Source organism: Shewanella sp. BJSY2023SW007 (assembly GCF_047314525.1).
Classification (GTDB): domain Bacteria; phylum Pseudomonadota; class Gammaproteobacteria; order Enterobacterales; family Shewanellaceae; genus Shewanella; species Shewanella chilikensis.
Window position 1 is genome coordinate 1 of sequence record NZ_JBKORL010000106.1, and the last position, 14673, is coordinate 14673.

12 protein-coding genes and 2 tRNA genes are annotated in these 14673 nt (G+C 50.8%); 5 read left to right on the top strand and 9 right to left on the bottom strand.

Annotated elements, in window-relative coordinates; genetic code table 11:
• Position 1 precedes the first annotated feature (1 nt).
• Positions 2-89 (bottom strand) — tRNA-Ser (locus ACMHXE_RS19090).
• A 206-nt stretch (positions 90-295) separates the two neighbouring features.
• Between ACMHXE_RS19090 and ACMHXE_RS19095 the strand changes: the two genes are divergently transcribed.
• Both ACMHXE_RS19095 and fabA read left to right on the top strand, forming a co-directional pair.
• Entirely contained in the window at positions 296-1900 is a 1605-nt protein-coding gene (locus ACMHXE_RS19095; RefSeq protein ID WP_101056947.1) for a Lon-insertion domain-containing protein, read from the top strand.
• Positions 1901-1976: 76 nt separating this feature from the next.
• Positions 1977-2492: a bifunctional 3-hydroxydecanoyl-ACP dehydratase/trans-2-decenoyl-ACP isomerase gene (gene fabA, locus ACMHXE_RS19100; RefSeq protein WP_101056949.1), complete on the top strand. Its 516-nt coding sequence runs from the start codon at positions 1977-1979 to the stop codon at positions 2490-2492.
• Between the two features lie 96 nt (positions 2493-2588).
• Here fabA and rmf read toward each other — a convergent pair whose 3' ends face one another.
• Both rmf and fadR read right to left on the bottom strand, forming a co-directional pair.
• Entirely contained in the window at positions 2589-2765 is a 177-nt protein-coding gene (gene rmf, locus ACMHXE_RS19105; RefSeq protein WP_101056952.1) for a ribosome modulation factor, read from the bottom strand.
• A 738-nt stretch (positions 2766-3503) separates the two neighbouring features.
• Entirely contained in the window at positions 3504-4223 is a 720-nt protein-coding gene (gene fadR, locus ACMHXE_RS19110; RefSeq protein WP_101056982.1) for a fatty acid metabolism transcriptional regulator FadR, read from the bottom strand.
• Between the two features lie 303 nt (positions 4224-4526).
• Between fadR and nhaB the strand changes: the two genes are divergently transcribed.
• Both nhaB and dsbB read left to right on the top strand, forming a co-directional pair.
• Positions 4527-6116 (top strand): sodium/proton antiporter NhaB, encoded by a 1590-nt coding sequence (nhaB, locus tag ACMHXE_RS19115; protein ID WP_101056954.1) that lies wholly within the window; start codon positions 4527-4529, stop codon positions 6114-6116.
• A 139-nt stretch (positions 6117-6255) separates the two neighbouring features.
• Positions 6256-6768, top strand: a complete 513-nt coding sequence (gene dsbB, locus ACMHXE_RS19120; RefSeq protein WP_101056956.1) for a disulfide bond formation protein DsbB — start codon at positions 6256-6258, stop codon at positions 6766-6768.
• A gap of 623 nt (positions 6769-7391) precedes the next feature.
• On the opposite strand, the gene ACMHXE_RS19125 is transcribed toward dsbB, so the two are convergent.
• Positions 7392-7479: transfer RNA gene (locus tag ACMHXE_RS19125), tRNA-Ser, on the bottom strand.
• Between the two features lie 390 nt (positions 7480-7869).
• Between ACMHXE_RS19125 and ACMHXE_RS19130 the strand changes: the two genes are divergently transcribed.
• Complete coding sequence (locus ACMHXE_RS19130; protein ID WP_101056958.1) at positions 7870-9819, top strand: TonB-dependent receptor plug domain-containing protein; 1950 nt, start codon at positions 7870-7872, stop codon at positions 9817-9819.
• Between the two features lie 94 nt (positions 9820-9913).
• Here ACMHXE_RS19130 and ACMHXE_RS19135 read toward each other — a convergent pair whose 3' ends face one another.
• The 5 genes from ACMHXE_RS19135 to ACMHXE_RS19155 form a co-directional block, all read right to left on the bottom strand.
• Positions 9914-11305 (bottom strand): ATP-binding protein, encoded by a 1392-nt coding sequence (locus ACMHXE_RS19135; RefSeq protein WP_286998355.1) that lies wholly within the window; start codon positions 11303-11305, stop codon positions 9914-9916.
• Positions 11302-11961 (bottom strand): response regulator, encoded by a 660-nt coding sequence (locus tag ACMHXE_RS19140; RefSeq protein ID WP_039035905.1) that lies wholly within the window; start codon positions 11959-11961, stop codon positions 11302-11304. Before ACMHXE_RS19140 ends, ACMHXE_RS19135 begins: the two co-directional genes overlap by 4 nt.
• Positions 11962-12115: 154 nt before the next feature.
• The gene (locus ACMHXE_RS19145; RefSeq protein WP_413733100.1) at positions 12116-13048 is read right to left on the bottom strand and encodes an FAD:protein FMN transferase; all 933 of its coding nucleotides are present in this window, start codon (positions 13046-13048) and stop codon (positions 12116-12118) included.
• A gap of 57 nt (positions 13049-13105) precedes the next feature.
• A complete protein-coding gene (locus ACMHXE_RS19150; RefSeq protein ID WP_208157773.1) occupies positions 13106-14455 on the bottom strand; it encodes a DUF3570 domain-containing protein in 1350 nt (449 codons plus the stop codon).
• On the bottom strand, positions 14446-14670 hold the full coding sequence (locus tag ACMHXE_RS19155) for a DUF4266 domain-containing protein (RefSeq protein WP_101056964.1): 225 nt from the start codon (positions 14668-14670) through the stop codon (positions 14446-14448). Before ACMHXE_RS19155 ends, ACMHXE_RS19150 begins: the two co-directional genes overlap by 10 nt.
• Between the last annotated feature and the right edge of the window lie 3 nt (positions 14671-14673).

The following is a 14673-nucleotide window of genomic DNA, read 5'->3' on the forward strand; positions in this document are numbered from 1 at the left end:
GCGGAGGAGCAGGGATTTGAACCCTGGATGGGCTATAAACCCATGCCGGTTTTCAAGACCGGTGCATTCAACCACTCTGCCACCCCTCCGGAACGGCGCAAATATTATAAGCTCACTAAGCCGTTGTAAACCCTTATTTCTAAAAATATGTTCATATGTCTAAATCTCAGCCATCCTAAGGATTCAAACAACGCTCAGAGCGAACAATAAAAGCTGCTGCAGAATGGAGATTTACCATGCCGCTCCGCCGCCCCTGTGGTAAAATCAGCTTATCTTTAAATGACTTTGAGCCACAATGAAGCCTAGCTTGATCCCGGCCGGGGCCCTTACCCCTCAATACTCCAATCTGCAGCTTCCCACATCGAGCCAACTGACAGATCTATTACTTGGACAGGAAAGAGTCATAGAGGCCTTTGGTCTGCTGCAAGCCTTATCAGGTCAACAGCTCTTCCTGGCAGATTTCCAGGGTATCCACCGCACTTGGCTATTTAAAGCCCTGAGCGCCCAGAGCAAGATGCCGATGCAATACTTGAGCGGTCGCATTACCCGGGCACAGCTACTCGGCCATCAGGATAGTCAGCAACAAAGGCAACCGGGTGCCCTCACAACGCCAGGCTTACTCTTTATCTGCGCCGAATCCCTGTGGAAACGTGAGCCTTTATGGGAGCTATTATTGGATGCCATTGAAAAAGGTGGTTTCGAGCTTCAAGGGCAATGGCAGCCACTGCAAGCCAAAGTCGTATTAGTGGGCTCGAGTCTGCTCTACAGCGAACTCAGGTACCACGAACGCAGATTCAGCGAGTTATTTGCCCTGCTTGGCGAACTGGTATTTGAAGTAGACCTGCAAAAAGTTGCTATCAATGACTACGTTGCTTGGTTGGCAGAGCTGGCAAAACTCAGCCATTGTCAGTTGACGGAGTCGGCCTTACTGCCGCTGCTCAGATACAGTAGTCGCCTGACAGAGCATCAACATCGCTTGAGCCTCGCCAGCGCAGATTTGGCACAAGTGTTCGCTGAAGCTACTTTTTACAGCAAAGGACAAGCGCTGGATGCCAACGCCATTGAACATGCCTTGGCACAACGCCAACAACGACACAACGCCCAAGAGCAGCAGTCGGCACAAAATCTTGATGACGCCTTCATCTATTTGCCAACTGAAGGCGCTATGGTGGGGCAAATTAACGGCCTGACTGTAATAGAGACCTTGGATTATTGCTATGGCGAACCGGCCAGGATCACGGCGTCAGTGCACTATGGCGATGGTGAAGTCGCCGATATTGAACGGAAATCAGAGTTGGCGGGTAATATCCACGCCAAGGGAATGATGATCCTGTCCGCCTGTCTCTATCGGGTATTTGGCCGCGATGCACCCTTGCACCTCAATGCCAATATCGTATTTGAGCAATCCTATCAGGAAATTGATGGTGACAGCGCCTCTCTCGCCGAATACTGCAGCCTGATCTCGGCAATAACCGAACAGCCGATAGATCAAGGGCTGGCGGTGACCGGCGCACTGGATCAGTTTGGCAATGTACAGGCGATTGGTGGCGTCAATGAGAAGATTGAGGGCTTCTTCAAACTCTGCGCCAGGCGCGGCCTGACCGGCAGCCAGGGAGTGATTATGCCCAAGTCCAATGTGCAGCAACTCAACCTGGCACCCGATGTTATAGCAGCAGTAGAACAAGGATTATTCCAGCTCTATGAAATCACTCATGTAGACCAAGCCGTCACTCTGCTGATGGGGATAAAAGCCGGGGAAGCCGACGAGGATAACAACTTCCCAGAGGACACTCTCTACGGCATGGTACAACAACGACTGGACAGATTGGCAGGAAATCTTGATGAAGAACCAGGCTATTTTGCGAGGTTACTGGCAAGATTGCCATTTTTTAATCAATAACTAGCTGATCGGAGTTGTTTAGCTTACACCTGTTCGCTAATCTTGGCGGCACTTGAAGAAGGATGTGGTAACAACAATGACTAAAGCAAACAGTTTCAACAAAGAAGAACTTATCGCCTGTGGCCATGGTGAGATATTTGGCAAGAATTCCCCTCGCCTCCCCGTGGATAATATGTTGATGATTGACCGAGTTGTCACCATCAACGATAACGGCGGCACCTTCGGTAAAGGTGAAATTGTTGCAGAGCTGGATATCAACCCGGATCTCTGGTTCTTTGGCTGTCACTTTGTTGATGATCCTGTTATGCCTGGTTGCCTGGGACTGGATGCTATGTGGCAACTGGTTGGCTTTTTCCTGGCCTGGGAAGGTGCTGTCGGTAAAGGCCGCGCGCTGGGGGTTGGTGAGGTTAAATTTACCGGTCAGGTGCTGCCCGGCGCCAAGAAGGTAACCTATAGACTGAATATCAAGCGCACCATACACCGTAAGCTGGTGATGGGCATTGCCGATGCAACTTTGGAAGTAGATGGCCGCGAGATCTACTCGGCCACGGATCTGAAAGTAGGTGTGTTCAGCGATACTTCCACCTTCTAAAGCAAAGAATTCAAACAACAAGGTCGGCAATTGCCGACCTTGTTGTTTCAGAGAAGCATAAAAAATGCCCTCTTCGGGGAGGGCAATCTTGCTGAATTACTTATTGAACAGGCCGCTTATCCGGCCTTCTACCCCTTCGCGCCAACCTCCTAGCCACTGGGAGCGAGAATCAAGATTCGAATAAGGACAAAGCTCCTTGGAGCGGCCGCCGACACCGGCTTGGAATCCCTTCGAAAAGGCTCGGTCTAAACGATCTCGTTTTTGTCTCTTCATGCAAGCGTCCTCTGTACTATTTTACATAGAAGCATCAGCTTCACTTGCTATGAATAGAACTTTTCAACGCCGAGATCAATCAAAAAATCGTCAATTATAACGAAGAAATTTTAAACTATTGAGATCCTGATTAAAAAAAATCACCGCCCTTTCAGTGCCGATCTCAAAGACTTAAACCAAGCTTAAATTTTGTTCATCACAGATTAGTGTGGACTGGAAATGAAGACGGTTGGAGAGTGATTGTTTAGTCACCAAACAAAAACCTAATGACGCTTTACCTGCTCAGGGAGCAACTCAAGGAAATGTGGTACTGCACAGATAAAGCTGAAGCCATAGCTCAATGGCCCTTCAGCTGGCAATAAGTCAAAAAGAGCAGTATCAGGCCTTTGCTCTAATTTAACCAGCGTATTAAAAACTATCTGCATAACACAGTTGCTTCAGCGGTTCATCCGTTGCTTACCTGCCGACTGGAAGAGATAAACAACAAAATCAAACTGCTGAAGCAATGAGCTTATGACAACCGGGATACCGAATACTTCTTACTGAAAGTCAGAGCGGCGTTCCCGGATATCCGCGATGAACCTAACTGCCGCTTATCACACCAGGCAAGTGACATAGCAAGTGTTTACAGGCACCAAACTTAGGGTAAAGGGCTCGACCATTTACAGCGAACCACACCTTGCATCCAACCCTGTAAGCAGTGCGCACATGGGACTTATTCGCACTTTCCTTAAATATTTATTGGTTATCCTGAGCCATTTCCAACGGCATAGCATCACGTAATTTTTGCCACATGATGCCACTGTCAATACCATAAGATCGCATCAAGGCCGGCACTTGGGCATAATTTTTGTCCTTGGCCAGGATTTCAAGTTTTTGATAGAAAGCCAATGCCAAGGCCCGAGCCTCTGAGCTGCTGAAATAGTAGCGTCCGACTCTAGCATATAACCCTTTGAATCCGTTTAGGATAAGCACATACAGAGGGTTCCCAGATGAAAACGCCAGGGTGTGATGCAACTGGTAGTCAAACTCGGCATAAGCCTCTGCTTCATCTTCCAGATCATGGATTTTAGACAGTGCCTCGACCGCAGTATCCGGGTTATGTCGCAGCGCTCCACGAAAATAGATGGCACTGACATTGGTTCTGGCGGACAAGAGCTGATCAACCAGTACAGGAAAACCTTCCGGGTTGAGGTCAGCAATAGTCTCCAAGATGTTAAGTCCTGAGGTTTCCCAGAAATTATTCACTCGAGTCGGTTTGCCATGCTGAATAGTCAACCAACCATCGCGGGCCAAACGCTGTAACACTTCTCTTAAAGTAGTGCGGGTAACGCCAATAAGCTCTGATAATTCCCGCTCCGCAGGAAGTATGGAGCCGGGGGGAAACTTATTTTCCCAAATTGAACGCACTATATATTTCTCTGCAAAACTTGCAGGTCCTTTGGCATTGATTATCATCAGCCCGGTTTTCCGATTGTTAGCATTATTCTGGCCACAGATCATACCAGAGCGACGAAAAATGAAAACCATCAGATCACAGATGGGAAATCCAGCCCTGTAGAGTTCTCAATAATTGCTATAAAAGTGACCAAGTTCAAATCAGCAGTCACTGAATTTTGCGCTCGAGATCCGCTTTTTGAAATCCCTGTATACCCTAATCATTACATTGAGTTTATCTTTAGGCTAGACTGAACTACGCAAATTTTACCGTTCGTCAAACAATGACGTTACAACCACTTATAACAGATTAGAGAGGAAGACATGCCTGCTACACCGATTCAGGCTTTTATGAGTAACTTCTTGGGTAACTCACCCAAGTGGTACAAGCTTGCGATACTGATTTTTCTTATCATCAACCCGATACTCTTCAGTATCAATCCCTTTGTTGCAGGCTGGTTTTTGGTCGTGCAGTTTATCTTCACTCTGGCCATGGCACTCAAGTGCTATCCTCTGCAACCAGGCGGTTTATTGGCGATTGAGGCCGTGTTTATCGGCATGACAAGCCCCAGCCAAGTGTTGCACGAGATTGAGGCCAACCTCGAAGTATTATTATTGTTGGTATTTATGGTGGCCGGTATCTACTTTATGAAGCAGTTGCTGCTTTATGTATTTACCAAGATGATCACCAAGGTACGTTCCAAAATGATTGTATCCTTGATGTTCTGTGTCGCCTCAGCCTTCCTGTCAGCATTCCTCGATGCCTTGACAGTTATCGCAGTGATCATTGCCGTGGCGATAGGCTTCTACTCCATTTACCATAAAGTAGCGTCCGGTAAAGACTTCAGCGCCGATCATGACCACACCTCGGATGGTAGTGAACAACTCAATGCCCAGGAACTTGAAGCCTTTCGTGGTTTCCTGCGTAACCTCTTGATGCATGCTGGGGTTGGTACTGCCCTCGGTGGCGTGTGCACCATGGTGGGTGAGCCACAAAACCTGATCATTGCCGCTCAGGCCAACTGGCAGTTCTCCGAATTCGCCCTGCGGATGTCGCCTGTGACTGTGCCAGTATTCTTTGCCGGTATCATTACCTGTATGCTGGTAGAAAAATTCCGCATCTGTGGTTATGGCGCCCAACTGCCTGAAGCTGTGCACAAAATTCTAGTGGAATTTGCAGCCCACGAAGATGCCCACAGAACCAGCAAAGATAAGATGAAGCTGGTTATTCAAGCTCTGGTTGGTATTTGGCTGATTGTCGGCTTGGCGTTCCACCTGGCATCTGTTGGTCTCATCGGTCTGTCAGTGATAATTCTGACCACAGCCTTCAACGGTATTACCGATGAACACGCCCTGGGTAAGGCCTTTGAAGAAGCCCTGCCATTTACCGCACTGCTGGCGGTATTCTTTGCCGTAGTAGGTGTAATTATCGATCAAGGCCTGTTTGCTCCTGTCATCCAGTGGGCTCTTGGCTTTGAAGGCAATATGCAGTTGGTTATCTTCTATGTGGCCAACGGCTTGTTGTCCATGGTCAGCGATAACGTGTTTGTGGGTACAGTCTATATCAACGAGGTGAAAGCTGCGCTGATTGATGGCCAGATCACCCGCGATCAGTTTGACCTGCTTGCCGTTGCCATCAACACAGGGACTAACCTGCCTTCTGTAGCTACCCCTAACGGTCAGGCGGCCTTCCTGTTCCTGCTGACCTCCGCTCTGGCTCCGCTCATCCGTCTCTCATACGGCCGTATGGTTTGGATGGCACTGCCATACACTATCGTACTGTCGATTGTTGGTGTACTGACCATTGAGTTAGGCTTCCTGGAGCAGATGACCCAATACTTCTACGACTCTGGCATGATACTTCACCACAGTGCTCAGGAAGTGCTGGGTAAAGGTGCTGCTGTAGGTCATTAGTCTATTATTGACTGAACCTTTAGGTTTCAGTAGAGTCCAAAAAACGCCCCTTAACGGGCGTTTTTTTATGGGTTTGGCATCCATCTGAGGAATTATCCCGCCTCACCCCGGACTGATGGGTCATCAATGGAGAATAGATTTGACTGCAATGATACGTTTCGCCCACTCCCGCATGGCTTGGGGAGTTCTGGCGCTCAGCGCCCTGTCTCTGGAGCTTGCTGCACTGTACTTTCAGCACGTAATGCAACTCGAGCCCTGTGTCATGTGCATCTACCAGCGCCTGGCTGTATTGGGTTTACTGCTGGCCGGCATTATAGGTTTTCTGGCGCCAGGAATACGTACCGTACGACTGCTTGCCGCCTCGCTATGGGGATTTAGCGCCAGTTGGGGGCTGAGGTTAGCCATTGAACTCAATGATATGCAGCAAAACCCCTCACCCTTTTCCACTTGCTCATTTCTGCCGGACTTCCCTTCCTGGATGCCACTGCATGAATGGCTGCCTTCGGTATTTATGCCAACAGGCATGTGCACCGACATTCCCTGGAGCTTTATCGGCATCACTATGTCGCAATGGATGATAGTTGCTTTTGCCACCTACCTGTTGGCGCTACTGCTCTACGCTATGCCAATTCTGAGTAAGAGCCGCAACTGATTAGTACCAAAATTAAATTTTCAGGTTTTCAATAAACATAAAAAGCTATGGTCCGCCTCGTTGTTGCAAGAGTACAATTCAATAATGAGGTTGGTCTGCGCTAATACATTCGAAATCTCTGTTGGAGGCTCTCGTCTAGCGCTCCACGATGAGTTCCGCGCGGCGTTGTTACCTAAATCAGCGGAACCTTTTTAGCACTTCATGATCAGATCTTGTATCGCAGGTTATCGGTCAATGTCATAGACAAGTCAAGAAGATGACTCACGCATCGCGCTTGAAGGCACGGTGGAAAGCATCACCCTGTTCCGTCACTTTTTCATGAACCTCCTGCGACAATGTGATTACGGAGCACCGAGGCAGCGAAACAAAACAAAGCAGGCCGGTTGGTGTGATGATTACCGGGAAAGAGTGTTCTTTGATTAGATAATGTTCAAAATATGCTGAACAAACCTGTCTTGGCATCGTGCTTAGGTTTAATCATAGACGTTGCCTATTTTGTACCGGCCTTTATCCCCTCCCGAGGCGCAAAAGGCTGGCAGAGCTGGCTATTTCGATCACCATCATTCAAAATGAATATGCTTAGAAAAGCAAAAACCCGACCATAAGGTCGGGTTTTTTTAATCTGGCGGTGAAGGAGGGATTCGAACCCTCGATACGTTGCCGTATACACACTTTCCAGGCGTGCTCCTTCAGCCACTCGGACACCTCACCGTAGTTGGACTCTTGAGTCTCAACCGGGCGCTACTATAGAGAAGTCGATAGACAGGGTCAATCTTTTATCGTGCATTCTCATTCGTTCGCTTGGTTTTTAGCCGCAACAAGGTACTTCAGTGTCATCGCCTTAAAGCCTCCTTACCTAAAATCAGCATAATTCGAAGTTTATACCAGTATTACGAATCTAATATCTTTCATACTCTTTGTCGGGAGTTTGATCTCCATCAACAAATCACTTGGTTGAGTTTCTATAATCATCACCTTGTTAATAAGCAATGTAACTCCGCGCACTCATACAAATCACACCTTTTGAATGCGCGGCAACACAAAGTTAACCCGATTAACCGTTGCCTGAATTATCACACAGTCTTTTTAAGGACGATTGAGATGTGTAGAAGTTACTCTTTAAAACGGACACAGCCTTGGCTGCCCTTTTGCGCTATTGCCGCCTATATACTGCTGGTGCCTACCGGCCAGGCCGATGAAGCCATGGAGATCATCGCCGTCAACGGCACCCGCTATCAGGATGATTCTGTGTTGGCTCTAAGCCATACAGGCCAGAGTCTGACGGTCATCAGCCGCGACATGATAGTGTCGGCCGGTGCGGTCGACATCAACGAAATTCTCAACCAGTTTGTGCCCGGGCTCTTTGCCAACGGCCGTAATGGCCGCCATACGGATACCGACTACTCGCTTCAGGGCAGTCGTCCTGTGGATATACTCTGGTTATTGGACGGCAATCGCCTTAATAACCGCCTCTATGGCTCCACCTATACCGACAGCATCAACCCCATGATGATAGAGCGTATTGAGGTGATCAAAGGCGCTCAGGGGTTGATCTACGGCTCGGATGCCATCGCCGGAGTGGTCAACATCATCACCCGCGACAGTCATGGCGAGCAAGGTGGCGAAGTTAACTTAAGCGCCGATACCCTCACCAGCTATGATCTCGGTGCTTATGTCAGTGGCGGCAGCGATACTTTAAGCTACAGCCTCAGCGGTAGCTCCAGTCAGTCGGACGGTTATGCATTCTGGGAAGATGACGAATACTCGCCGGTCGCCGCGGCGGATAAAGACCGGGGTTATCGCATGATGAACATAGGCGGCAAGCTCAATTGGCAACCCGCTGCAGAGCACAAAATCACCCTGTTCGGTCAATACAATAATGGCGTACTGGAGCGGCCTCTGGCCTACAGTGCCATCGTCTCGGAGAACGAGCGCAAACAGACACTGGCCTGGCTCGGTTGGCAATATCAAGCAACTGATAAGCTGAGCCTGGAGACCCGGCTTCACTATCAAAACTGGGATTCCTATTACTCTGAAATCACCCTGGAGCAGGATGGCAGTATGACTATCCCTTACCGGGATGCCTACTGGGGCTTTACCGACAAAGGCGCCAAGGTCAGCGGTCGTTATCAGGCAGATTCGGGGGACAGCTGGCTCGGCGGCATCGAGTGGCAAAGCTATTATGGCGCCGATGAAGTGATGGAGCTACAAGCGCCCACCGACGATACCAAGGCCGCCTTTTTGCAATACAAGCCGCATTTTTCCGCCCTGCCCGGCACAGTGCTGGCGTTGGGGCTCAGGTATAACCGCCTGGCCAACAATGAAGACAAATGGGTGGCTTCACTGGGAATTGAACAAGAACTTGGACAAAATTGGCAACTGAAAGCCGCCGTGGGCAATGGTTTTCGGCAACCCACTTCATCTGAGCTCTGGGCCAAGGTCGGCACCCTGGGCAACCCTGAACTTGAGAGTGAAGAGAGTATCAATACCAATCTGACACTGGTCTATCAAGGTGACTTTACCTTCAGTGTCGAGGCCTACTGGCGCGAAACCGACAACCTGGTGGACAAACGGGAAATCGCCACCAATGTCTGGCAGTACGCCAACCTGGATGGCAAGGTTCGGGGTCAGGGGGTGGATATTCAATACATCATGAACCCGGCCCAGGGCTGGCAACTTGAGTTATCCGGCAGTTATAACCGTGCCCGCGAGCGCGGCAAAGATCAACAGATAGAGCGGATCCCGCAATACATGGGCTTTGCCCGCCTCAGTTGGGATGCCACTGATTCACTGAATCTTTATCTGCAGGGACGTTATGTCGGCGAGTTTACCGATTATGGCCTCAAGGCCGGCGACTATCTGCTGACAGGCATAGGCGCCGACTGGTGGTTGACCGCCAGCCAAAACCAGCAGTTAACACTGCGGATAGATAACCTGTTTGATGAGGACAACACCAGCGCCATCTTCAAACATGGGCACAAAGCCGAGTACCCTATTCCCACCCTGGGCGCACCGCGTACGGCGCAGCTAATCTACCGTTATCTGTTCTGAGAATTGCCTTCTTTAAAAGCGAGCCGCAGCCCCGTGGAAGGCTGCGGCATTTTCTTTTTGCTCGTCTTATCACTTGTTTTTGCTTGATTAACAATCAGCCCGGCAAGGTAATACGCACATCCAAACCACGTTCGCGGCCCGGTTGAATACTCAAATAGCCCTTATGCAGATCGACAATTTGAGCACTGATAGACAGGCCAAGACCCGCACCGGGAACTGACTCATCGGCGATCCGAAAAAAACGCTCAGTCAACTGCCGACACTGCTCCAATGGCAGCCCAGGCCCTGAATCCAGCACCTGGATAACCACTTGTTTGCTGTCTTGGCGCCCCTCTTGCCAACAACTGACTTTGATAGGCTGATCTTTGCCCGAATACTTACAGGCATTTTCCAGCAGGTTTTTCAGCACCAGTTTCATATAGAAGGGATCGACACAGACACTCACCTCTTCCGGCAACTCCAGCTGCCAACTGTAATCGGCAATCAGCGGCAGCAGTTGATCCAGCACTTCCTGCACCATTACCGCCACCGGCGTTTGCGCCACTTCCAGCTCGGACAGGGACTCAACCCGTGACAGCAAGAGCAACTGCTCTACCATATGGGTCATCTGGCCAATGCCTGTGTCTATGGCATTGAGGTGCAGCTGCTGCTCGGCCTCTGTCTTGGCCTCTTGCCAGCCCTGACGATGCAGTTTAATGACCGCCAGCGGGGTCTTGAGCTCATGCGCCGCATCGGCACTGAAACGCCGCTCACGCGCCAGATTATCACTGATGCGGGTAATATAGGTATTGAGCGCATCCTGCACCGGCACCAACTCTTTGGGTAGTTGCAACGCCAGCGGCCGCATATCCGCCGGGCTACGGTGCTTCAGCCTGACGGCCAAACTGTCCAGAGGTTGCAACAACCAATAGGAGAGAAACACCATCAGCAACGCCACTGCCGGCACCACCAAGGCCGGGCCGATAAAGCTGTTGCCCATGATCTGCTCCACCAGCTCGCCACGCACATCGTCTCTTTGGCCGGTAATGATCCATACGCCCAGATCATCGGAGAAATAGCTGAGCAGATGCCAAAGCTCACCCTGGTAATAACGCTTGTGGTAACCACGCTCGAATGGCGCCATGGGCTCAATGTCGCTGTTATCCGACCTTGCCATCAGTTGTTTGGCCGGGGTCCACATCTGATAGGCGAGTTTCAGCTCATAACTCAGCTCAGTGGCATCAGCCTGCTCGGTAAAAGTATTAACCTTGCCCGGGTTGACGCTCAAAATCAGTGGGTTTTCCAACATATCCAGCCGATGCTCTTGCCCCTGAGCGCCATAAAACATCTCCAGCATCTTGGCACTTTGCAGCATCTGGGCATCGAACAGCTCTTCTATCTGGCGGCGAGAGTCCTGGGTGTTGAGGTAACTGCTGACACCAACCGACAAACAGATGCCAAGCAGCATCAATGCCATCATCACCACTCGCAAAGATATCCGGCTCATTCTACTGCCACCAAGGTATAACCTATGCCGCGTACTGTCTTGATAAGCTCATTGGCGGTTTTTTTACGTAAATGGTGAATATGCACCTCAATGGAATTACTGCCGACCTCGTCCCAACCATAAGTCAGCTGCTCAAGCTGATTGCGGCTGAGAACCCGGCCACTGGACTGAGCCAGTTCTAGCAGTAATTGATATTCGCGCCGCGACACCTGAATATGATGGCCGCGAAACAACACCTGATGGGCATCCATATCAATAACCAGTGCTCCCACTTCCAAACGGTTTTGATTCAGACCGTGTTGGCGCCTGACGATCGCCTTGATTCTGGCCACCAGCTCGCGCACATCGAAGGGTTTGGCCAGATAATCATCGGCGCCGAGATCCAAGCAGGCAAGCTTGGTATCAAAGTCGGTGTTGGCGGTCAGCACTATAGTCGGGGTATCTATGCCACGGCGGCGCCATTGGGTCAATAGTTGGCGGCCATTACCGTCAGGCAAGCCCAGATCCAGCACTATGGCACTGAAGGTTTCATTCACCACAGCCGCTTCGGCTTGTTTGATACTGGTGACGTGATCTACCTGCATATCCAACTTGGCAAGACTAAGCAAGATTCCCTGAGCCAACAACTCATTGTCTTCTATCAGCAATATTCTCATGGGTATAACATCCGGTTTAGGTTGCCCCTATTTCGCAGCAGCGGCGCGCCTCTGTCAAGTTGAAGGCAAGGATCAAGTAGCCCGGAAAAGTCCAAATGGCGACATTCTTAAAAAGAACAGCGTCCGGGTTCAGAATCACTGCTTGTTGATGCACTTATCTGATTATTCTATGTTCGAGCTGCTGCACCTTGAGAAAGTCTTCTGCCGCCGCGCCTTTTAACATGGCAAGGGTCGCCAACATGCCGGCTGTGATGCAGCTCGCGGCCTTAACCGTCACGCTATGGGGCGCGTCCTGTACAGGATAACCGCTGCGAGGATCCAGAATATGACCAAAGCGGCGCCCCTGATGTTCGATAAAGCGGCGACTGTCGCCACTGGTGGCCAATGCGCCCACATCGAGCGACATCAGCTCCGCGGCTCGGTCAAGATTGGCGGGATCTTCAATCCCCACCTGCCAGCATTTTTTCCCACTGACAGCGATATCACCACCGAGATTGACCAGCACCTCAGTGGCAGCGGCCCGGATCATGCACAGCTCGGCAACCCTATCGGCGGCATATTCTTTTACCAGGCCGCCGAAGTCCAACTGCATTGCCTCTGGCAGCATGATCCAGGGCGGTTCTGTTATTTCTTGGGGGCTTGTATCTTCAGCCCTGTCATCAAAATGGGAACTGAACTTGAGGTGTTGAAAGCCAACCCGGGACAAGGCTTTTTTGATATCAGTCGAGCTCGGCAACGAAGTTTCTGAATCCTTTCCCTTTTCAAAACACCAGAGCGCGAGCAAGGGGCCGGCGGTGATATCAAATAAGCCCTCACTCAGTTGCCAGCAGCGTTTGGCAAACTGCAACAGCGCCGCGGCCTCACTGTCCAGCATAACAGGCGCACCCGCTGAATGATTGAGCTGCCATAGCCAGTTGCACGTTAAAAAGCGGCTGTATTTCTGCTCAAGCCTTTGGCATTCCTTGATAGCGGCTTGAGTGAGACTGAGCGCCAAACGCTCATCACAGCTTGCAATAAGCAGCTCGCAGGGGCTGGCCATGGCGCGAAAACGGCCACGGAAACCAAAGTCGGTACGGCTAAGGCTCATCTCTGGCGCTGAGGTGTGGCTCTTGGTCAAAGGCGGCTTTCCTCTACTTTCTATTAACTAAAAACGGTAGCTGAGCTGGGCAATCACCGCCCTGAGTCTTGGAAACAGCTGCATATTGCCAAGCTCACCGGGCAGTAAGGTGCCGTTGTTTTCACCCTGCTGTTGATAATATTCCAGGCGATAGCTGAGCTCACGACCCTCGCCGAGCTTATGCCCGAGCTTAACTCCGACCGTATAGGCTTGCAGCTCACCAAGGCGCTGGTCCGCGCTGGCAAATTCTGCTAAATAGCCGGGCATTGAACCTTCCTTATAGTGTAACAAGGGCCGATAAAAGGATGCCGCACTCTGGCGGTAATAGCGCAGATGCAATTGGCCATAGAAGCCATCAGAAAAATAGTGCCTGAAATGGCTCTCCAGCGTATGGGAATCCAGCTGCCAATCATCAAAAGTGTAGCGCCAGGAAAGATCCAGCACGCCCCTATCAAGCGCCCCCTTGAGCAGCAAAAACAGGCTTTGCTTTTGCCGTGAGTCCGGCCTGGATTCATAAAGGTAACTCTGGGTGACACCCAGATTGTCCACCAGACTCAACACCTTGTAGGGGTCTGTCTGGTACCCCTTAACCAGGGAAAAACCATAGTTGCCCTGCAGCAGCCAGCGACGGTTGAGTACCTGGGTAAAACCCAGCAGCAGATCCAGGGTTTGCTTATGATCCGAGCCGCCTTCTCTACTGGCCTCAAAGGCTTGCCTAAAAGCGGTTTCCGAGTCGTAGTCCACTCTTCTTGCCATGGTTGCAAGCGGCAAAGGTCGGCCGCCGACCGGATCTATGGTATCCAGGCCGTAAGCCAACGCCAGGGACGCGGTACTGTTGTTCTTGTTGAAGCTATGCTCCAGCGCGCCATTGACGCCGAGCGAAGTGTAATCATATTCCCGCGAGCCATAAACGCCGCCGGTCAGTTGCCAGCTATTTTCGAAGAGCTTGTACCAATCGGCACTCAGTTGCAGGCGCTTATCATCAAAGCTGTCATCCAACACCTGCTCACCGGCGGCTATCTGATATTCGCCGTTGCCCGAAGGCCGGGTCAGGGTTTGGCTCTGTTGCTGCACCACAGCGCCCGTGGCCGATGCGCCGCTCAGGCTGTCGAACACCAGTTTGATATCCAGGCCGCTACTGTCATCAAATTCGCCTTTGGCCAGCAAAACCCCTTCAAGAGTTGTCACCCTGTCCTGCTCGCCGTAAAACATCAACGCAGCTTCCAACTGCCAATCGGTAGCCTTTTCGGCACTATTATCCGGGTAGTTAAGGTTATCGTCTCCGGCATAAGTCGCACCAGTGGCAAGTAAGGAACTGCCAGCCAATGTCAGCGCTGCGGCAATATTGGTTTCGCCCTTTTGCCGCTTCAATTGCATCCGCAGCCTCCTCCGGCGAATGCGCGGCCGCCACTGGCTCCCTCTTTACTGAAGTAGATATGATCGTCCAGCGCCAAGTCCAACCTTTCGTGCCCCAGCGACATATCCTCCCGCGCCAATTGATCCCGCTCCCAAGGTTCAACCCCGAGTTGAGCACAGCCTGTCAATCCAAGAGTGGCAATAAGCGACAAGCCCAATAAACGCATCCTACGCATCTG